Here is a 20219-nt window from a genome sequence, read left to right on the forward strand (position 1 = left end):
GTCTCGGTGAGGCGTCGAAATATCGAGTGAGACATCTTTGTCTCGTTTGGTGTACGGTCGACTCATGTCAGTCGATCGCACCCAGGTACTCCGCTCCGCCGCCGCCACCCTCAGCGTCAAGGCGACCGCCACGATGGACGAGATCGCCCGGGCCGCCGGCATCGGCCGCGCCACCCTGCACCGGCACTTCGCGGGCCGGGAGGCCCTGATCCGGGCGCTGGAGGAGCTGGCTCTCGAAGAGCTGACCACCGTCCTCGACACCGTGGGCGTCGAGGAGGGCCCCGCCGACGAGGTGGTGCGCCGGATGGTGGGCGCGGTACAGCCGGTCGCCCCGCTGATCGCCTTCCTCGTCACCGAGAACCAGCTCTTCGAGGGCGAGGGGCAGAACGAGGGCTGGGCCGCCCTCGACGCGCGGATCTCCACGGTCTTCCGGCGCGGTCAGGAGGAGGGCGTCTTCCGGATCGATCTGACGCCGGCCTGGCTCTGCGAGGCGCTCTACGGGCTCATCAGCTCGGGCGCCTGGGCCGTCGCGGACGGGCGGGTCGCCGCCAAGGACTATTCGTACATGATCACCGAGCTGCTGCTCGGTGGAGCCCGCAGGAGCGTGGAGAAGTGATCACCGACACCGTACGGCACGAGAAGGGTGCCGGGAACCCGGGCGAGAGCCATATCGAGGGCGCCCGCCGGCCCGGCCGGTGGCTCGCCCTCGGCGTCCTCGTCCTGGCCGTCCTGCTCGTGGCGGTGGACGCCACGGTCCTGGGCCTGGCGACCCCCTTCCTCTCCGAGGACCTGAAGCCGACCGGCACCCAGCTGCTGTGGATCGGCGACGTCTACTCCTTCGTCATCGCCGGCCTGCTGGTCTCCATGGGCAGCCTCGGCGACCGCATCGGGCGCAAGAAGCTGCTGCTCACCGGTGCCACGGCCTTCGGCGCCGTGTCCGTCCTGACCGCGTACGCCACCAGCCCCGAGCTGATGATCGTGGCCCGCGCGCTGCTCGGCGTCGCCGGCGCCACCCTGATGCCGTCCACCCTGGCCCTGATCCGCAACCTCTTCCACGACCCGCGCGAGCGCAGCCTCGCCATCGGCGTGTGGGGGGCGATGGCCTCGGCCGGCGCCGCCGTCGGCCCGGTCGTCGGCGGATTCCTGCTCGAACACTTCTGGTGGGGTTCGGTCTTCCTCATCAACCTGCCCGTCATGGCCGTCCTGGTCGTCGTCGGCGTCAAGCTGCTCCCCGAGTCGAAGAACCCGGACCCGGGCCCGTGGGACCTGCTCAGCGTCGGTCTGTCCCTGATCGGCATGATCGGTATCGTCTACGCGATCAAGGAACTGGCCTCCGCGGGCGCGACCCCCGGCGCGGCCGTCGCCGCCGTGCTCGGCGTCGGCTCCCTGGCCTGGTTCGTCCGGCGCCAGCTCACCCTGCCGACCCCGCTCCTGGACATGCGGCTGTTCCGCAACCGGGGTCTGTCGGCCGCTGTCGTCGCCGACCTGCTGACCGTCCTCGGCCTGTCCGGCCTGGTGTTCTTCCTGTCCCAGTTCTTCCAGCTGGTCCAGGGCCGCTCGCCGCTGGAGGCCGGGCTCGCCGAACTGCCCGCCGCCGTCGGTGCCGTGACGGCAGGCCTGATCGCGGGCAGGGCCGCCCGCCGCTTCTCGGTGCGCGTCGTCGTCGCCGGCGGTCTCGCCGCCATCGGCCTGGCGCTCGGGGCCCTGACCTTCCTCGGACAGGCGACCGGCTACCCGCTGCTCGGCGCGAGCCTGCTGGTCGTCGGCACCGGCGCGGGCTTCGCGTTCACCGTCACCGCCGACGTCATCCTCTCCAGCGTCCCGAAGGAGCAGGCCGGCGCGGCCTCGGCGGTCTCCGAGACGGCGTACGAGCTGGGCGCGGCCCTCGGCATCGCGCTCCTCGGCTCCATCGTGACCGGCGTCTACCGGGACTTCACCACCCCGGCCGGCGTCCCGTCGGGCACCGCCGCCGCGGCGCACGAATCCCTCGGCGGCGCCGTCGAGGCCGCCGCGGGCCTGGCCCCGGACCGCGCCGAGGCCCTGGTATCGGCCGCCCAGGTCGCCTTCGTCGACGGCCTGCGCATCGCCTCCGGCATCGGCGCGGCGGTCCTCCTCGCGACCGCCGTGGCCGCCTGGTTCCTCCTCAAAGGCCAGAAGCTGGCGGACGACGCCGGACACTGACGCGTCGGGTGGGACCATGGCCGGGAGCCCCGTACGGACCCTTCCGTACGGGGCTCCCGGCGTACGGCCCTGAGGACCGGGAGCCGTGGTGTCGAACGGCGGCCTCGCACGGCTTGAGTTCGCCTATGGGCGAATGCCCAGCGTCGCGGGCGTGACGGAAAACAGCCTCCCTGACCGGCTCGCGGACGCCGACGGATTCGTGCTGCTCACCCCGGAGTACAACCACAGCTATCCGGCGGCGCTGAAGAACGCGATCGACTGGCACCTCACGGAATGGGCCTACAAGCCGGTCGCGTTCGTCGGCTACGGCGGTTCCGGTGGCATCCGGGCCGTCGCGCCCCTGCGCACGGTCTTCCCGCTCTGGGCCACCGCGGGGGAGGAGCTCGTCCGCATCGGCCGCGCCCATATCGGCGAACTCCAGGCGACCGTGAACGAACTGGCCACCTTCGGGTTCCTCCAGACGGACGTCGTACCGGACCGGCGTCGTACCGGACCGGCGCCGGCCCTGACGGGGCCGGCGCGACCACGCGTCCTCGTTACGCCGCCTTCGCCTTCGTGGCGTACATGTCCACGTACTCCTGGCCCGACAGCCGCATGACCTCCGCCATCACCGAGTCCGTCACCGCGCGCAGCACGTACCGGTCGCGGTCCATGCCCTCGTAACGGGAGAACTCCATCGGCTCGCCGAAGCGGACCGTGACCCGGCCCGGGCGCGGCATGCCCGCGCCGCCCGGCTGGAGCTTGTCGGTGCCGATCATCGCGAACGGCACCACGGGCGCGCCCGTCATCAGGGTGAGCCGGGCGATGCCCGTGCGGCCGCGGTAGAGGCGGCCGTCGGGGGAGCGGGTGCCCTCCGGGTAGATGGAGAAGATCTTGCCCTCCTCCAGCACCCGGCGGCCCGTCATCAGCGCCGCCACACCGCCGCGTCCGCCGTCCCGGTCCACCGGGATCATGCCGACGCTGGTGAAGAACCAGGCCATGAGACGGCCCTTCAGGCCCGTGCCCGTGACGTACTCGTCCTTGCCGATGAAGAAGACCTGACGGTCCAGGCAGATCGGCATGATCATCGAGTCGATGAAGGTCAGGTGGTTGCCCGCGAGGATGACCGGCCCGGTGCCCGGGATGTTCTCGGCGCCCTCGACGCGCGGGCGGAACATGAGGCGCAGGACGGGACCGAGTGCGGCCTTCATGAGCGCGGGACGGGACAACGGTTCCTCCGGTGCCGGGCGGGTGGACGGACGCGTCCGCGGCTCGGGCCGAGCCGGTGGCGCAGGACCGGACGATACTCGCGAGTCGGTACGCGTCGCACATCGGGTCTCACCGGTCGGACGCATACGCCGGGGTGACGGAACGGAACCGGACAGCGTGGCCGGATCCATGACGTCGACTCGTGTTTCCGTCGTGTTCGACTGTGATCCGCTCCGCGTAGCACGTTTGTGCCTAGCGTCAGGGAGAAGAGTTGACAGGTGCGGGACACCCAACCGAAGGAGCGTCCATGACCCAGCCCGAGCGCCCGACCCCGGCCCGGCGAGCCGTCCTCGGCGCGGCCGGAGCAGCCGTCCTCGGCGGCTCGACCGTCCTCGCGGGCGGTACGGCCCAGGCCGTCCAGTCGGCCGTCACCCCCACTCGGGGCCACGAGGGGGACCAGGGCCGGGAGCGGGGCCAGGGCAACGGGAAGGGTCGCGGCTACCGGGCGCTGCCCTACCCCACCGTCATCGCCCACCGCGGCGCCAGCGGCTACCGCCCCGAACACACCCTCGGCTCCTACCAGCTCGCCCTCGACATGGGCGCCCACGTCGTCGAGCAGGACCTCGTCCCCACCAAGGACGGCCACCTGGTCTGCCGCCACGAGAACGACATCACCGGCACCACCGACGTGGCCGACCACCCCGAGTTCGCCTCCCGCAAGACCACCAAGACCGTCGACGGCGTCGCGCTCACCGGCTGGTTCACCGAGGACTTCACGCTCGCCGAGCTGAAGACCCTGCGGGCCACCGAGCGCATCCCCGCCGTCCGCCAGAAGAACACCCTCTACAACGGCCGCTGGACCGTGCCCACCTTCGAGGAGGTGCTGCGCTGGGCCGAGGACGAGGGCCGCCGCCGCGGCCGCGAGGTGTGGCTGCACGTCGAGACCAAGCACCCCACCTACTTCCGCTCCCTCGGCCTCGGCCTGGAGGAGCGGCTGGCCAGGCTGCTGCGCCGGTACGGTCGCCACCGCGCCGACTCCCCGGTCTTCCTGCAGTCCTTCGAGCCCGGCAGCATCCAGCGGCTCGCCCGCCTGGTCGACTCCCCGCGCGTCGTGCTGCTCGACGCCGCCGCCACCCGGCCCTGGGACTTCGTCGCCGCCGGCGACCCGCGCACCGTCGCCGACCTGGTCACCCCGAAGGGCCTGCGCGAGATCGCCTCGTACGCGCAGGGCATCGGTCCCACGATGGGACTGATCCTGCCCCGGGACGCGAGCGGCCGGCTCGGCACCGAGACCAGCCTCGTCCGCGACGCGCACAAGGCGGGCCTGATCCTGCACCCGTACACCATGCGCAACGAGAACAGCTTCCTGCCCACCGAGTACCGCCGCGGTACCGACCCGGCCGCGTACGGCGACGCCTTCGGCCTGCTCCGGCGCTACTTCGACACGGGTATCGACGGCATCTTCTCCGACAACGCGGACACGGCGCTGCTCGCCGCCGCGGACTACGCGGCGGCCCACCACCGCTGAGCCGCACGCCCGGCGCCCCGCGCGCCGCGCGCTCGCAGGGGCGTACGACCTCCGCGTCGTCCGCCCCGCCCGCCCCGCGCCCACCCTGCTCCGACCGGGTGAATCAGGGCCGGGCCCGCAACCGGGCCCGGCCCGCCGCGCATCGTGGCGGACATGACCACCCGCGCATCCTGGCTCGCCCGCCTCACCCCGCTGCTCGCGGCCGAGTCCCGGGCCGAGGCCGCGGCCGCCGGCATCGACGCCGCCGACCTCGAACAGGCCGTGTGGCTGCGGTTCCTGGAGCGCGACGCGGCGGGCGGGGCCGAGCCCGAGCGCCCCGCCGACTGGCTGCGCCGCGTCGTACGCGCCGAGGCCCGCCGCGCCCGCCGGGAACACGCCCGCACCCTGCCGTACCGCGGCGAGGTCCGCGCCGAAGCCCCGTCCCCGGAGCACTCCGCCCTCGCCGCCGAACGCCACCGCACCGTCCGCGCCGCCGTCCGCCGCACCCCCGGCCACTGCCCCCGGCTGCTCACCGCGATGCTGCATCCCGGCGACCCCAGTTACCGCGATATCGCAGGAGCGTTGGGTATCTCACAAGGCAGTCTGGGACCGATGCGTTCCCGTTGCCTGGGATGCCTGCGCAGAATGCTGGCGGCGGAGGTTCCCGGCCCAGGGGTCCGGGGAAGGGTGCCGTAGATACGGACTCGGACTGGTGAGCGGGAGGCATGCGCACATGGGCATGAGCGTGACCATCTCAGCGGCGGACGCGACGCGTGACGCGGAGCAGATCCTGAAGCTGCAGTACCTCTGCTATCAGCGCGAGGCGGAGATCCACCAGGACTGGTCGATCGAACCGCTCACCCAGCCGCTCGACGCCCTGCGCGCCGAACTCGTCGAGGGCGTGGGTCTGGTGGCCCGGCTCGGCGAGGAGATCGTCGCCTCCGTACGGGGCCGGCTCGACGCCGACGGCACCGTACGGATCGACCGGCTCATCGTCCACCCGCGGATGCGCCGCCACGGCCTCGGCGGCCGGCTCCTCGACGCCATCGAGCGCCACTTCGCCGCCGAGCCCGGCCCGGCCGCCAAGCGCTTCCGGCTCTCCGCCGGCCGCCGCGGCGAGGCGGGCCTGCGGCTCTACCACAGCCGCGGTTACGCCCAGGTCGGCCCGCAGCCGGCCGAGGCCGGCCTCGCGCAGACCCTCGTGACGCTGGAGAAGGCCGCGTAGCGGCGTCCGAAGAAGAGCCCCTGTCGGCCATGACCGCTAGCGTGCGCGGTCATGGCCGACATTTTTGAGTTCACACTCACGCTGGACCTGCGGGACGCGGTGTCCGAGGAGGAACTGACCGAGCTCCGATGGCACCTCGGACTCGGCCCCCGGCCGGAGCGCCTTCGCCTCGTGACCGCGTTCCCGTGCGTGCGTGTGGACGAGGACGGCGCACCCGTCGTCGACGACTGTCCCGAACCGCTGCTGGGCCGCCGCGGCGAGGCGTGGAAGGTGGGCGGCACGCTCGTCTCGGCCCTTCGCCGCCGCGAGGGCGCCGGGGGCGGCGGATGGGCGCTGACCAGCCGGCAGGAGCTCCACCCCGACGAGTTCGAGCGCGCCGGCGAACTGCTCGGCCGGCTCGCGGCCCGGGCCGGCGAGGGACACCGGCGTCCGGACGGCGGCATCGTCCTGGGGACGACCCGCTTCCACGCATCCGAGCGGGCGGAGCCGTTGGTGGTACGCGACGGTGTCGTCGGCTGGCCGTCGTGACTCTCCTGCCGGTGCTGTCGTGCGGGCCGTGGCGCCCGGACCACCCGGCCCGGGCGCGGGTCCGGCTCCCGCAGCGGCGTCCGGCGGTTCGCCCCTCCTCGTGACCCGACGGCAAAGCCGTCGCGACCCGCGTCGACACCTTCGACTACGACGACTCCTTCGAACCCCGGGTCCACCCGTGCACCGGCACCGGCAGCTGTACACGTTGCGGCACACCCAGGGCCTGCCGGCCCGGGGGTGACGTCGTCCGTCAGGCCGGGGAGTCCCCGTTGGCGCAGGTCAGCCAGGACCGGGTGATCGTCCTCGCCTGGTCCGCCTGTTCCGGGGTGACGACGCCCTCCATGTCCGGGCCGCGGCCCAGGAAATCCCTGACGCGTTCGCGTTCATCGGCGCTGACCACCCAGACGGACGAGGTGGAGGACCCGTCGTCGTGCCAGTCGAGCACGCTCAAGGTATGCCGGTGGGTCATCGCGTCCTCCCAAGCTTCGCGGTAACGGGATGCTCAGAGCGGCCTGACGTTCTCGGCCTGCAGGCCCTTCTGGCCCTGGGTGACGTCGTACTCCACCGGCTGGTTCTCCTCCAGGGAGCGGTACGAGCCCGGGCCCGCCTCGATCGCCGAGAAGTGGACGAAGACGTCGGCGCCGCCGTCGACCTGCTCGATGAAGCCGAAGCCCTTCTCGGCGTTGAACCACTTGACCTTGCCTGTAGCCACGGCCTCTCCTGAGGGGGTGTGAGGGCGGCGTCCCGCCGAGGGATCGGGGACGCACCGCCGGACAGCGACTTCCGGTTTCACGGTAGCGCCGACACCCCCGCGCCGCGCGTCGCCGGAACGCGCGGTGGGGGATCGGTCCATGCCGCGGAATCCGGGGCGCGCGCCGGCACTCGCGGGGCCGGCCGCCCGTATCCGAAGGAGCGGCGCCGCCGACCGCGTCGAGGCGGCACAGCGCCTCGTACCGGCTCACCCAGGGTCGGTACGGCCCGGTCGCGCCGGGCTTTCCGACGATGCTCCGCCGTTGGGCCAGGCGAGGTCGTCGACCGTCAGCCAGGGTTCGCCGGCCACGGCAGTCGGGGTCACTCCCGCGAACGCCATGACGTCCCGGTGCAGATGGGACTGGTCGGCGAAGCCGGCGTCGGCCGCCACCCGGGCCGCGGGCTCACCGGCCGTCAGCAGATGGGCGGCGTGGTCGAAACGGACCAGGGTGGCGGCGCGCTTGGGTGGCAGTCCGATCTGCGCGTGGAACCTGGCCCACAGACGCTTGCGGCTCCAGCCGACCTCCGCCGCGAGCGCGTCGACCCGGATCAGGCCGTGTCCGGCGACGATACGGTGCCAGGCCCAGGCCACTTCGGGGTCGACGGCCGAGTCCGCGGACCGGCTCCGCCGGGCCGCCTCGTCGTAACGGCGGGCGAGCAGCGCGTCCGTCAGCGCGAAACGCTCGCCCCAGGTGGCCGCCTCGCTCAGCCGCTCCCGGATCCGGGCCGCCTCCCGGCCCCACAGGTCCTCGACGGGCACCGGGGCGCCGTCCAAGTCGCCGGGCGAGACGCCCAGGACCACGCCCGCGACCGGCGGGGACAGCCGTACCTGGACGCACTCCAGATCCTCGCCGCGTACCCACAGGGCCCCGCCGGAACCGAGCCCCGGCCCGGCGAGGAGGCTCTCCCGGCGCTGCCGCCCCGCCGTGTCCTCCATGAGGGGAGCGCGGGCACCGAACTCCAGGAAGAGGGTGACGTCGGGATGCGGCACCACCCGGTGGCCGGCCGCCGCCAGGCCCGTACCGTTGTCACGGAATCCCGCCATCCGGACGCCGGGCATCCGGCTGGGGCGCGTCGGGCACTCGACCTTCCACACGGCGGTGGGATCGCGCTCGGGGTCGACGGGCCGCATGCCTTCATCGTACGAGCCCGGCCGGGAGGGGAACATTCGTTCAAGACGGGGCCGGGCCCCGGCCGCGACGGTGGTCTCATGACGAAGCCGACGAAGACCACGGAACGGACCCGCGCCGAGGGACGGAAGCGGCGGTGGGGGAGACGGCAGACCCTCGCCCTGGCCGCCTCCCTCGCCGTCGCCGGGCTGCTGCTGGGCAACGCGGCGGTGGTGTCACGGCAGAGCGCCGGAGCGGACGGCACCGGACGGGAGTCCGGCGGGTCGATGCTCTCCCTGGACGGCGGGAACATCCACGTACGAGAGGACGGGCCCCGGGACGCCCCGGCCCTCGTCCTGATCCACGGGTTCGCCGCCTCGACCCGGTCCTGGGACGCGCTGGTCCCGCTGCTGGCCGGGTCGCACCGGGTCATCCGGATCGACCTGCTCGGGCACGGCCGTTCGGCCAAACCGGCCGGCGGCGGCTACACGATCCCCGACCAGGGGCGCCGGGTCGGCGCGGCACTGGACCGGCTCGGCGTCCGGAGCGCGACGCTGATCGGCCACTCCACCGGCGGTTCGGTCGCCACCGCCCTCGCCGAACAGCGTCCCGGCCTGGTGACCGCCCTCGCGCTCATCGGCACCGGCCCCCGCCTGGACGCCTTCGTCTCGGAGGGGGCCGTCGGGAATCTCCTGTTCACACCGGTGCTGGGACAGCTGCTGTGGCGGCTGCGGACCGACGGTCTGATCCGTGAGGCCGCGAGCACCGCGTTCAGCCGTCCCGGCTTCGAGGCGCCGCAGGCCGTGGTGGACGACGTACGCGGCATGACCTACCACGCGTTCACCGCGACCAGCCGGGCCGTCGAGGACTATCTGACGGAGCGACCGGTGCCCGAGCGGCTGAAGCCGCTCGGCAAGCCCCTCCTGGTGATCTTCGGCGCGGGGGACCGGAGATGGCGCCCCACGTCCGCCGACGACTATCACGTCGTCCCCGGCGCGCGCGTCGAGACGCTGTCCGGACTCGGGCACTCGCCGAACATGGAGGACCCGCCACGCACCGCCGCGGTGCTCCTCGCCTTCGCCGCGGAGCACGGCGGATGAGAAGGGGCCGAGAAGGCGGGGGGTTCTACGCCTGGGCGGTACGGTTCGCGCGCAGCCACCAGATGCCGGTGAGCGGCAGCAGGATCGGGATGAAGACGTAGCCGTAGCCGTACTGCGACCAGACCGTCGCGTCCGGGAAGGCCGAGGGCTCGATGAGCGTCCAGGTGCCGACGATCAGCACGCCCGCGAGCTCGGCGGCGCAGCACACCAGCGCCGCCTTGCGGGCCGTCTCGCCGCCGCGGACCAGCGTGTACGTGATGAACGCGTAGACCACCGCGGCCACGGCCGACAGGGCGTAGGGGAGCGGGGCGCGGTCGAACTCGGTGGCGATCTGGTAGATCGAGCGGGACACCGCGCCCACCGACATCACGCCGTACAGCCAGACGACCACCAGGCCCGGGCCCGAGATCAGCCGGGCCTTGGCCGGGGCCTCGGCGGCTCCGGCCTCGGTGTCGGTCCCCGTCGCGGCCGGGGTGCCGTTCTCGGTCGCGGTCATGATCAGCCCACCGTCCAGATGTCGTAGAGACGCACTTCGAGGACGGCGAGCACCACGGCACCCGCCGCCACGGTCGCCGAGCCCCACTTGCTGCGCTCGGTCAGCGACATGAGGCCGGCCGCCGGCACCGCGCACAGCGCGCCCAGCAGATAGGCGATGAAGATCGCCGTGCCCTCGTCGGCCTTCTCGCCGCGGGTCAGCTGGACGATGCCGACCACCACCTGCACCAAGGCGAGGAAGGTCACCACGGCCATGCCGATGAAGTGCCAGTCCTTGGTGGGCTGGTCACGGGAGAAGGCGAAGCCGCACCAGGCGGCGAGGGCGAGCGCGGCGGCCGAGACCGCGACCGTCAGGGCGTCAAGCATGGGCCCGAGGGTATTACGGGCGGAACCGCCCGCCGCGCGCGGCCCCGTCCCGCGCGGTGCCGGATCCCGTTCCGTACGCGTACGAGCCCGGGAACGGGCGTGCGGGGCCCCGCCCTTCCGCGCTACGCGGCACCGGCGTGGCCTTGGACACAATGCGCCGCGCGGCACCCCGGCACGGCACTCCGCAGGGTTCCGCCGGCGTCCCTCTCGTACGGGTGGCGCGGACCGCCCGCGCCGGGGCCTCGGCCCAGGTCACACCCAGGACGTACGCGAGGTGCCGCGGCCCGGAGGCGCGGGCGCGACGGGCGGGTGCTTCGGACCGCTCGTATCTCAGCGCGCATCTCAGCCATGTCCGCTATTCGGACACCCCCTTTCGTTCGCACGTGCGCATGCTTTACTTGCAGCCATGACCACGACGAGCAGCCGCACCCTTGCGACCGAGGCGAACCAGACGCCCGGTGCTCGTTGTATGTGTCGAATGTGCGCCAACTGAGGGCCCCCGCCGCACGCTCGCGCCCCGAAGCGAGCCCCGACGGCCGAGCCGTTCCCGCCCCCACCGGGTGTGTGAGCGAGCCCGCCCCGCGCACGTGCCGCCCGCCGGATCATTTCCGCGACCGGCCCCCCTGCGCCTGACTGTTCCGATGACGAATGCCGTGCACGGCGGACGAGCGCCGCGCACTCGACAGTGACGGAAATCCTGTGATCACCATTTCGGGCCTGACCAAGGTCTACGAGTCGCGAGGCCGCCAGGTCACCGCTCTGGACGGGGTCGATCTCCACGTTCGCGAAGGCGAGGTCTTCGGCGTGATCGGCCAGAGCGGGGCCGGCAAGTCCTCGCTCATCCGCTGCGTCAACCTTCTGGAGCGCCCCACCTCCGGCACCGTGGTCGTCGACGGTGTCGACCTCACCGCCCTCGCCGGAAAGGGCCGGCGCGCCGGCAAGGACCTGCGCCGGGCGCGCAGCAGCATCGGCATGGTCTTCCAGCACTTCAACCTGCTGTCCTCGCGCACCGTGCAGGACAACATCGAGCTCCCCCTGGAGATCCTCGGCGTCTCCGGCGCCGAGCGCTCCCGCCGCGCCCTGGAACTCCTCGACCTCGTCGGCCTCGCCGACAAGGCCAAGGCGTACCCCGGCCAGCTGTCCGGCGGCCAGAAGCAGCGCGTCGGCATCGCCCGCGCCCTGGCCGGCGAGCCCAAGGTCCTGCTGTCCGACGAGGCCACCAGCGCCCTCGACCCGGAGACCACCCGCTCCATCCTCCAGCTCCTGCGCGACCTCAACCGGCAGCTCGGCCTCACCGTCCTGCTCATCACGCACGAGATGGACGTCGTCAAGACCATCTGCGACTCGGCCGCCCTCATGGAGAAGGGCCGCGTCGTGGAGACCGGCACCGTCGGCGAGCTCCTCGCCACCCCCGGCTCCCGGCTGGCCACCGAGCTCTTCCCGGTCGGCGGCGCCGCCACCGGCCCCGACCGCACCGTCATCGACGTCACGTTCCACGGCGAGACCGCGACCCAGCCGGTGATCTCCCAGCTGTCCCGTACGTACAACATCGACATCTCGATCCTCGGCGCGGCCATGGACACCGTCGGCGGCCGCCAGATCGGCCGGATGCGCATCGAGCTCCCCGGCCGCTACGAGGAGAACGTCGTCCCGGTCGGCTTCCTGCGCGAGCAGGGCCTCCAGATCGAGATCGTCGAGCCGCAGGACGAGGCGCGGGGCGCAGCGGAGGGCGAGCAGGCCGAGGCGCGGGACGCGCGGCAGGACGAATCGCAGATCGACAAGCAGGACGCCGCGCCCGCCGCCACGGCGCCCGCCCTGGTGAAGGACGGTGCCCGGTGACCTGGACCCAGATGCAGCCGCTGCTCGAACAGGGCACGATCGACACCCTCTACATGGTCCTGTGGGCCACGGTCGTCACGATCATCGGCGGCCTGCCCCTCGGCATCCTCCTCGTCCTCACCGACAAGGGCGGACTGCTGCGGAACCGGCCGGTCAACAAGATCGTCGGCGCGATCGTGAACGTGGGGCGCTCGCTGCCCTTCATCATCCTGCTGATCGCCCTGATCCCCTTCACCACCTTCGTGGTCGGCACCTTCATCGGCCCGACCGCGATGATCGTGCCGCTCGCCGTCGGTGCCATCCCCTTCTTCGCGCGGCTCGTCGAGACCGCCGTCCGCGAGGTCGACCACGGACTCGTCGAGGCCGTCCAGTCCATGGGCGGCGGCATTCCCACCATCGTCCGCAAGGTGCTGCTCCCGCAGGCCCTGCCGGCCCTGGTGTCCGCCGTCACCACCACCGTGATCGTGCTCATCGGCTACTCCGCGATGGCCGGCGCGGTCGGCGGCGAGGGACTCGGTTCCAAGGCCGTCACGTACGGATACCAGCGCTTCGACACGACGTTCATGCTGGTCACCGTCGTGATCCTGGTCGCGATCGTCACCCTCGTCCAGCTCGCGGGCGACGGCGTCGTCCGTCTCCTCGCGCGCCGCGGCCGCACCGCGTAACGCGGCCGCCCCCCTTACTTCGTACTCCGAAGAAGAGCCCGGACTTGTTGTCCAGGCGAGACACTCCACCTGAAAGAGGCACTCTTCGTGCGCAAGAACATCAAGATCACCGCCGGCGTCGCCGCCACCGCAGCCCTCGCCCTCGGCCTCACCGCCTGCGGCACCGCCTCGGACCCGTCGTCCTCCTCGGACGCGGCCGGCTCCGCCGACAAGCCGCTCGTCGTCGGCGCGACCCCGAACCCGCAGGCCGACATCCTCAACTTCGTCAAGGACAAGCTCGCCGCGAAGGCCGGCCTGAAGCTGGAGGTGAAGGAGTTCACGGACTACGTCCTGCCGAACACCGCCACCGAGAACGGCCAGGTCGACGCCAACTACTTCCAGCACCAGCCGTACCTCGACGACTTCAACAAGAAGAACGGCACCCACCTCACCTCGGTGGCCTCCGTCCACCTGGAGCCGCTGGGCATCTACTCCAAGAAGGCCAAGGCCCTCAAGGACATCAAGGCCGGCCAGACCGTCGCCGTCCCCAACGACACCACCAACGAGGGCCGCGCGCTCCACCTCCTCGCCGACAACGGCCTGATCACCCTGAAGCCGGGCGTCGGCACCGACGCCTCGCTCGCGGACATCACCGACAAGAAGGGCCTGGAGTTCAAGGAGCTGGAGGCCGCCACCGTGCCCCGCGCCCTGAACGACGTCGACGCCGCCGTCATCAACGGCAACTTCGCCATCGACGCCGGGCTCCAGCCCGCCAAGGACGCCCTCGTCGTGGAGAAGGCCGAGGGCAACCCGTACGCCAACATCCTCGTCGTCAAGAAGGGCCAGGAGAAGGACGCCCGGGTGACCAAGCTCGCGAAGCTGCTCACCTCGCCCGAGGTGAAGAAGTACATCGAGGACCACTACGACGGTGCCGTCATCCCCGCCTTCGGCACCCCGGCGAAGTAACCCTCCCGGCGCTCCCGCGAGATCCGGCCACCCGCCGGACACGCATCGGCCACACCCCGGCCGCGGCCCCGGCCCCGCACGCCCCGACCGGCGCGCGGGGCCTTCGGGACTTCCGGCGACCCGCGCATGCGCCGCCGCCGCGTGATGCTGCATGCTGTGCCTTCACGGTCTTCACGTACGGAGTTGCGCATGACAACGACCTTCCCGTCCCTCACCATCAGCACGGAACGGTTGGTGCTGCGCCCCTACGAGGAAGGCGACATCCCCGCCTTCGTGGAGATGATGAACGACGACCTCGTCGTCGCCTGGACCTCCGTCCCGCACCCCTATACCCAGGCCCACGCCGAGGCATGGGTGCGCGACCTCGCCCCCGCCGAACGCGCCGAGGGCCGCGGCCTCGTCTTCGCTGTCACCGAGTTCCTCACCCAGCGCCTCGTCGGCACCGTCCACCTGCACGGCACCGACTGGCGCCTCAAGGCCACCGAGGTCGCCTACGTGACCGCGCCCTGGGCCCGCGGCGAGGGCTACGCCACCGAATCCGTCCTCGCCGTCGCCCAGTGGCTCTTCCGCGCCCGCGGCTTCGAACGCCTCCAGCTGCGCACCGCCGCCGACAACACCGCCTCCCAGCAGGTCGCCCAGAAGATCGGCTGCATCAGCGAAGGCGTCCTGCGCAACGCCTGGATAGCCCGCAGTCAGACCGAGAGCGGAGAATGGACCGAGGTCCGCACCGACCTCATCCTGTGGAGCCTGCTCCCCGAGGACCTCGACGGCCTCGGCGACCAGCTTCCCGAGACCGGCTACTCCGCGTACGCCGACTGGAGCGGACCCCACCGGTAGGCTCGACCCGCCCCCACCCGTACCCACCAGCGCAGGAGACAGACTCAAGATGGCCGACCGGGTCACGGTGATCGGCTGGGACGGCTCGCCCCTCACCGCGGCGGCTCGGTCCGCGCTCGCCGCCGCCACCCTCGTGGCCGGTGCCGCGCACCACCTGGCCCTGCCCGAAGTACCGCCCACCGCCGAACGCGTCCGCCTCGGCAGCGTCGACCTCGCCGCCCGCCGGATCGTCGGCCACCGCGGCACCGCCGTCGTCCTCGCCGACGGAGACCCCGGCTTCTTCGGCGTCGTCCGCACCCTGCGCGCGCCCGAACACGGCCTGGAAGTCGAGGTGGTCCCCGCCGTCTCCTCCGTCGCCGCCGCCTTCGCCCGGGCCGGCATGCCCTGGGACGACGCCCACGTCGTCGTCGCCCACCGGCGCACCCTGCGCCGCGCCGTCAACGTCTGCCGCGCCCACCCCAAGGTCGCCGTCCTCACCTCGCCCGGCGCCGGCCCCGCCGAACTCGCCCTGCTCCTCGACGGAGTCCACCGCACCTTCGTCGTCTGCGAGGAACTCGGCACCGCGCGCGAACAGGTCAGCGTCCTCACCTCCGACCGCGCCGCCGACCACTCCTGGCGCGACCCCAACGTCGTCCTCGTCATCGGCGGCGGCCCGGTCGGCGCCCCCGCCGGCGGCGGCTGGCTGATGGGCCACGACACCCCCGCCGTACGCGGCTGGGCCCTGCCCGAGGAGGACACCGGCGGCCACCCCGGCCAGGACCCCACCCTGCGCGCCGCCCAACTCGCCCGCCTCGGCCCCCGTGTCGGCGACCTCGTCTGGGACATCGGCTGCGCGGGCGGCGCGTTCGCCGTCGAGGCCGCCCGCCTCGGCGCCGCCGTCATCGCCGTCGACGCCGACCCCGAGGCGTGCGCCCGCACCGAGGCCGCCGCCCGCCGTGCCGGAGTCCAGCTCCAGGCCCTCGCCGGGCGCGCCCCGCACCTGCTGGAGCGGCTGCCCGAACCCGACGTCGTACGCATCGGGGGCGGCGGCGTGCCCGTCGTCACCGCCTGCACCGACCGTCGGCCCGAACGGATCGTCACGCACGCCGCCACCCGCGACGAGGCCGAGGCGATCGGGGCGGCCCTCGCCGACGGCGGCTACGCGGTCGAGTGCGCCCTGCTGCAGACCGTCGGGCTCGACCCGCGCGACTGGAGCGAACGGGCCCGCTCCTTCGCGTTCCTGCTGTCCGGCCGCCGGATCTGACACTCGCTCGGCCCCGCCCCGGGCATCCGGCGGACGGGCTGACGGACCGCCTGGTGAGCCGCCCGACGGACCGCCTGACGGACCGGCCGGCGGACCCACCCGTGAACGTGTTCCATACCGGGCGCGGTAGGCTGGCCGATTGTTGTACCGCCCCCGGAACCTCGGCGGTTTGTTCGTCAATGTCCGGAAACAGTGGCCCCATTGGGTCGCTGATGTGGTACGGAGCAGACGGAGGGCGGCGCGACGTGGCGCAGTCCACAGCGCACCGTGGCGGTTCCGCCTGCCACGAAGGCCGAAGGCCGCGACAATGCAGGGGTGTCCGCGCGTCACGTGCCGCGCGGCGCGCACGCTCGTTGTCCTAGACGGGCGCAGGTCTGAAGGAGCACAACCGATGGGCGAGGGGTACGCAGCATGACGGACACCGGCCAGGTCCCGGGCGAGGGACTGCCGGAGAACTCAGGCATGGTCGAGCAGCCGGGCATCCCCGCCCCGGGCGCGTACACCTACCTGGACCCCTCCGCGCAGCCGACCGAGGACGACGAGATCCTCCTCATGCCGGGCGCGCAGGGCGCCTGGAGCGAGCACCCGCCGGGGGCCACGCCCGCGCCGCCGGTCGCCGTGCCCGCGCCGCTGGACGTCGACCCGCTCACCGCGCCGCTGGAGCAGGTCACCGGCACGCCCGCGCACGGCGTGCCGATGCCCCCGCACGGCACCCCGGCGCACGGTGTCCCGATGCCGCCGCACGGCACCCCCGCGCACGGCGTGCCGCCGGCCGCCCCGCAGGGCCCCGTCGTCACCGAGCACGGGTACGAGCCCGGAGTCCTCGACACCGGCTCCGTCGACCTGACCGGGACCGGTGTGCAGGCACCCGCCGGCGCGCAGGTCCCGCAGCCCGCCCGCCGTCCGCTGCACATGGGCCCGCCGATGCCGGACCACGCCACCGGCGGTGTGGTCCGCTCGCTCGCGGACCGCGGTCCGGCCGCCGCTCCGGCCCCGCAGCCCGTGCCCGTACCGGTTCCGGCGCCGGCCCCGGCCGCCGCCATGCCCGTACCGGCCCCCGCCCAGGCCCCGGTCCCGCAGCCGGGCGGTCCGGAGTACCTGGACGTCCCGCAGGACCAGCAGACCGCCCCGCAGGGTGCCGTGCCGTGGCCCGCGCAGCCGCAGGACGCGCAGGCTCCGCAGGCCCAGGCGGTCGCGGCGGCCCCGGCCCCGGCCCCCGCCCAGGCGGCCCCCGCCCCGGCCCCGGCGGAAACGGTCGTCCCGCCGGTCGCGGAGTTCGTGCCCGTCGAGGGCGCCGTGCCGACCGCCCCGCACCTGGCCCCGACGCCGCAGCCCGAGCCCCGGGCCGAGGTGCCCGCCGAGGCCCCGGCGGAGGCCCCGGCCGAGGTCCCGGTCCCGCAGGAGGCCCCGGCCGAGCCGGCCCCCGCACCGGAGCAGACCGCCGAGGAGGCCCCCGCCGCCGAGGCGACCCCGGAGGCCCAGCCCGCTCCGGCCGTCGAGGCGCCCGCCGCCGAGGCCCCGGTGGCCGAGGCTCCGGTCGCGGAGGTTCCCGTCGAGGCGCCCGCGGCTCCGGCCGAGCCCGTCGCCGAGATGCCCGCCGAGGCCGTCGCCGAGGTTCCGGCCGAGGTGCCCGCCGCCGCCCCGGCCGAGCCCGCCGCCGCTGCCGAGGCGCCCGCCGAAGCGGTCGCCCCCGAGGCCCCCGCCGCCCCGGAGGCTCCGCAGGCCCCTGTCGCCGTAGCGCCCGAGCCCGTCGTCGTGGAGGCCCCGGCCCCCGCCCCGGTGCCGGTCCCCGCCCCGCGCGAGGCCGAGCCGGAGGCCCCGGCCGAGGTCGCCCAGATCCCCGAGCAGGCCGCCCCGGTGGCCGAGGCCCCAGTCGCCGAAGTGCCCGCCGAAGTGCCCGCCGCTCCGGCCGAGCCCGCCGTCGCGGAGACCCCGGTCGTCGCCGAGGCCGCCCCGGAGCAGCAGCCCGAGGCCCCGGCCCCCGCCGCCGAGCCCGTGGCCCCCGCGGCCCCGGAGCAGCCCGCCGCCCCCGAGCCGGTGGCGGCCCAGCCCGCGGCCCCGGAGCAGCCCGAGCCCCAGGCCCCGGTCGTATCCGAGGCCCCGGCCGAGGCGACCCCCGAGGGGAACTCCGACGCCGAGCCCCAGGCCCAGGCCCCGGCCCCGGCGGAGGCCGGAGCCGAGCCCGCGAACGCGGCGAAGCCCGTGACCGTGACGGAGCCCGTGACCGTGACGGAGCCCGTGACCGTGGCGGAGCCCGGAACCGCGACCGAGCCCGGAAACGAGACGGACACGGACGCGGACCCGGCGAACGAGGCCGCATCCGAGGAGCCCCCGACCGAGCGCGCGCCCGGCTACGCCGACGCCGAGCGCGAGGCCGTCCTCCGCGTGATGCGCGAACGCCGCGACATCCGCAACGGCTTCCGCTCCGACCCGATCCCGCACGAGGTCCTGCTCCGTGTCCTGGAGGCGGCCCACACCGCGCCCAGCGTCGGCCACTCCCAGCCCTGGGACTTCGTCGTCATCCGCTCGGACGAGACCCGCCAGGCGATGCACGAGCTCGCCGCGCGCCAGCGCGAGGCGTACGCGAAGTCCCTGCCCAAGGGCCGCGCGAAGCAGTTCAAGGAACTGAAGATCGAGGCCATCCTCGAGACCCCGGTCAACATCGTCGTGACCGCCGACCCCACCCGGGGCGGCCGGCACACCCTCGGCCGCTACACGCAGCCGCAGATGGCCCCGTACTCCTCCGCGCTCGCCGTCGAAAACCTGTGGCTCGCCGCCCGCGCCGAGGGCCTCGGCGTCGGCTGGGTCAGCTTCTTCGACGAGCGCGAGATGGTCCGCGTCCTCGGCCTGCCCGAGCACCTGGAAGTGGTCGCGTACCTCTGCGTGGGATACGTCGACGAGTTCCCCGAGGAGCCCGAGCTGATGCAGGCGGGCTGGTCCAAGCGCCGCCCGCTGTCCTGGGTCGTCCACGAGGAGACGTACGGCCGCCGCGCGCTGCCCGGCGAGGAGCCGCACGACCTGCTCCAGGAGACCGTCGCCAACATCCGCCCGCTGGACGCCAAGGCGCTCGGCGAGGCGTGGGAGCGCCAGAAGCGGATGACCAAGCCCGCCGGGGCGCTCGGCATGCTGGAGATCATCTCCGCGCAGCTCGCCGGCCTCTCCCGGGTCTGCCCGCCGCCGATCCCCGAGCCGGCCGCCGTCGCGATCTTCGCCGGCGACCACGGGGTGCACGCCCAGGGCGTCACCCCCTGGCCCCAGGAGGTGACCGGCCAGATGGTCGCGAACTTCCTCGGCGGGGGAGCGGTCTGCAACGCCTTCGCCACCCAGGTGGGCGCCGAGGTCTGCGTCATCGACGTCGGCGTGGCCACCGAGCTGCCGGCCCGCCCCGGTCTCCTGCCGCGCAAGGTCCGTCCGGGCACGGCGGACATGACGATCGGCCAGGCGATGACCCGCGAGGAGGTGGTCGCCGCCATCGAGGTCGGCATCGAGACCGCCCGCGACCTCGTCGCCGCCGGCAACAAGGCGCTGCTGACCGGCGAGATGGGCATCGCGAACACCACCGCGTCAGCCGCCCTCATCTCCATCTACACCGAGGCCGACCCGGCCGAGGTCACCGGCCGGGGCACGGGCATCAACGACGAGACGCACGCCCGCAAGGTGGACGTGGTCCGCCGGGCGCTCGAACTCCACCAGCCCGACGCGGAGGACCCGATCGGCGTCCTCGCGGCGGTCGGCGGCCTGGAGCACGCGGCGCTCGTCGGCCTGATCCTGGGCGCGTCCTCGCTTCGTACCCCGGTCATCCTCGACGGCGTGTCCACCGGTGCGGCGGCGCTCGTGGCCCGGGCCATCGCGCCCGAGTCCCTGGCCGCCTGCATCGCGGGCCACCGCAGCGCCGAGCCCGGCCATGTCGCGGCCCTCAACAAGCTGGGGCTGCGCCCGCTGGTCGACCTGGACCTCCGTCTCGGCGAGGGGACGGGCGCCCTGCTGGCCCTCCCGGTGGTCCAGAGCGCGGCGCGCGCGATGCACGAGGTCGCGACGTTCGACTCCGCGGGCGTCACGGAGAAGTGACCCCGGGCCCTGCCCGCCCCCTTCCACGCGGGGGCGGGCAGGGCCTCCCTTTTTTCCGGTACGTGTGTCCGATACACGTGTCCGGCATACCTGTCCGTACGTGCTTCGGTACGCGACGTGTGGCCCTGCCCACGCCCTCAGCGGCAGCGGGAAGCCGCAGGTCACCGATATCG

At 73.6% G+C, this 20219-nt stretch carries 20 protein-coding genes; 14 read left to right on the top strand and 6 right to left on the bottom strand.

Annotated elements, in window-relative coordinates:
• Nucleotides 1–64: 64 nt before the first annotated feature.
• From ABZ693_RS21205 to ABZ693_RS21215, 3 genes are all read left to right on the top strand, one after another.
• A complete protein-coding gene (locus ABZ693_RS21205; protein WP_359879422.1) occupies nt 65–616 on the top strand; it encodes a TetR/AcrR family transcriptional regulator in 552 nt (183 codons plus the stop codon).
• Nucleotides 613–2181, top strand: coding sequence for an MFS transporter (locus ABZ693_RS21210; RefSeq protein ID WP_435842492.1), 1569 nt, complete (start codon nt 613–615; stop codon nt 2179–2181). The genes ABZ693_RS21205 and ABZ693_RS21210 overlap by 4 nt, the downstream gene beginning before the upstream one ends.
• Before the next feature lie 85 nt (nt 2182–2266).
• Nucleotides 2267–2779 (top strand): NADPH-dependent FMN reductase, encoded by a 513-nt coding sequence (locus ABZ693_RS21215; protein ID WP_435842493.1) that lies wholly within the window; start codon nt 2267–2269, stop codon nt 2777–2779.
• Here ABZ693_RS21215 and ABZ693_RS21220 read toward each other — a convergent pair.
• A complete protein-coding gene (locus tag ABZ693_RS21220; RefSeq protein ID WP_435842494.1) occupies nt 2718–3371 on the bottom strand; it encodes a lysophospholipid acyltransferase family protein in 654 nt (217 codons plus the stop codon). The genes ABZ693_RS21215 and ABZ693_RS21220 overlap by 62 nt on opposite strands.
• A 305-nt stretch (nt 3372–3676) precedes the next feature.
• Between ABZ693_RS21220 and ABZ693_RS21225 the strand changes: the two genes are divergently transcribed.
• From ABZ693_RS21225 to ABZ693_RS21240, 4 genes are all read left to right on the top strand, one after another.
• Complete coding sequence (locus tag ABZ693_RS21225; protein ID WP_359879427.1) at nt 3677–4897, top strand: glycerophosphodiester phosphodiesterase; 1221 nt, start codon at nt 3677–3679, stop codon at nt 4895–4897.
• Between the two features lie 153 nt (nt 4898–5050).
• Nucleotides 5051–5572, top strand: coding sequence for an RNA polymerase sigma factor (locus ABZ693_RS21230; RefSeq protein WP_359879430.1), 522 nt, complete (start codon nt 5051–5053; stop codon nt 5570–5572).
• Nucleotides 5573–5609: 37 nt separating this feature from the next.
• Nucleotides 5610–6101 carry a GNAT family N-acetyltransferase gene (locus ABZ693_RS21235; protein WP_359879540.1) on the top strand — a complete coding sequence of 164 codons (492 nt, stop codon included), beginning with the start codon at nt 5610–5612 and terminating at the stop codon, nt 6099–6101.
• 51 nt (nt 6102–6152) lie between these two features.
• Nucleotides 6153–6629 (top strand): hypothetical protein, encoded by a 477-nt coding sequence (locus ABZ693_RS21240; RefSeq protein WP_359879432.1) that lies wholly within the window; start codon nt 6153–6155, stop codon nt 6627–6629.
• Between the two features lie 250 nt (nt 6630–6879).
• Here the strand turns inward: ABZ693_RS21240 and ABZ693_RS21245 are convergent, their stop codons facing one another.
• The 3 genes from ABZ693_RS21245 to ABZ693_RS21255 form a co-directional block, all read right to left on the bottom strand.
• Nucleotides 6880–7098, bottom strand: a complete 219-nt coding sequence (locus ABZ693_RS21245) for a hypothetical protein (protein ID WP_359879434.1) — start codon at nt 7096–7098, stop codon at nt 6880–6882.
• A 33-nt stretch (nt 7099–7131) separates the two neighbouring features.
• Entirely contained in the window at nt 7132–7341 is a 210-nt protein-coding gene (locus ABZ693_RS21250; RefSeq protein WP_359879437.1) for a cold-shock protein, read from the bottom strand.
• A gap of 246 nt (nt 7342–7587) precedes the next feature.
• A complete protein-coding gene (locus ABZ693_RS21255; RefSeq protein WP_359879440.1) occupies nt 7588–8511 on the bottom strand; it encodes a helix-turn-helix domain-containing protein in 924 nt (307 codons plus the stop codon).
• Nucleotides 8512–8775: 264 nt separating this feature from the next.
• Here ABZ693_RS21255 and ABZ693_RS21260 point away from each other — a divergent pair, with 264 nt between their 5' ends.
• Complete coding sequence (locus tag ABZ693_RS21260) at nt 8776–9588, top strand: alpha/beta fold hydrolase (RefSeq protein ID WP_359879543.1); 813 nt, start codon at nt 8776–8778, stop codon at nt 9586–9588.
• Nucleotides 9589–9613: 25 nt separating this feature from the next.
• On the opposite strand, the gene ABZ693_RS21265 is transcribed toward ABZ693_RS21260, so the two are convergent.
• Entirely contained in the window at nt 9614–10084 is a 471-nt protein-coding gene (locus ABZ693_RS21265) for a hypothetical protein (RefSeq protein WP_359879442.1), read from the bottom strand.
• 2 nt (nt 10085–10086) lie between these two features.
• Nucleotides 10087–10449, bottom strand: coding sequence for a hypothetical protein (locus tag ABZ693_RS21270; RefSeq protein WP_359879445.1), 363 nt, complete (start codon nt 10447–10449; stop codon nt 10087–10089).
• A 699-nt stretch (nt 10450–11148) separates the two neighbouring features.
• Here ABZ693_RS21270 and ABZ693_RS21275 point away from each other — a divergent pair.
• From ABZ693_RS21275 to cobT, 6 genes are all read left to right on the top strand, one after another.
• On the top strand, nt 11149–12288 hold the full coding sequence (locus tag ABZ693_RS21275; RefSeq protein WP_359879447.1) for a methionine ABC transporter ATP-binding protein: 1140 nt from the start codon (nt 11149–11151) through the stop codon (nt 12286–12288).
• Complete coding sequence (locus tag ABZ693_RS21280) at nt 12285–12953, top strand: methionine ABC transporter permease (RefSeq protein WP_359879450.1); 669 nt, start codon at nt 12285–12287, stop codon at nt 12951–12953. The genes ABZ693_RS21275 and ABZ693_RS21280 overlap by 4 nt, the downstream gene beginning before the upstream one ends.
• 87 nt (nt 12954–13040) lie before the next feature.
• Nucleotides 13041–13898 (top strand): MetQ/NlpA family ABC transporter substrate-binding protein, encoded by an 858-nt coding sequence (locus ABZ693_RS21285; RefSeq protein WP_359879453.1) that lies wholly within the window; start codon nt 13041–13043, stop codon nt 13896–13898.
• Between the two features lie 189 nt (nt 13899–14087).
• Nucleotides 14088–14735 carry a GNAT family N-acetyltransferase gene (locus tag ABZ693_RS21290; protein ID WP_359879455.1) on the top strand — a complete coding sequence of 216 codons (648 nt, stop codon included), beginning with the start codon at nt 14088–14090 and terminating at the stop codon, nt 14733–14735.
• Nucleotides 14736–14784: 49 nt separating this feature from the next.
• Nucleotides 14785–15978 carry a precorrin-6y C5,15-methyltransferase (decarboxylating) subunit CbiE gene (gene cbiE / locus ABZ693_RS21295; protein ID WP_359879458.1) on the top strand — a complete coding sequence of 398 codons (1194 nt, stop codon included), beginning with the start codon at nt 14785–14787 and terminating at the stop codon, nt 15976–15978.
• A gap of 411 nt (nt 15979–16389) precedes the next feature.
• Nucleotides 16390–20046: a nicotinate-nucleotide--dimethylbenzimidazole phosphoribosyltransferase gene (gene cobT, locus ABZ693_RS21300; RefSeq protein ID WP_359879461.1), complete on the top strand. Its 3657-nt coding sequence runs from the start codon at nt 16390–16392 to the stop codon at nt 20044–20046.
• Nucleotides 20047–20219 lie beyond the last annotated feature (173 nt).

This window comes from Streptomyces laurentii (assembly GCF_040635425.1).
Lineage (GTDB): Bacteria > Actinomycetota > Actinomycetes > Streptomycetales > Streptomycetaceae > Streptomyces > Streptomyces laurentii.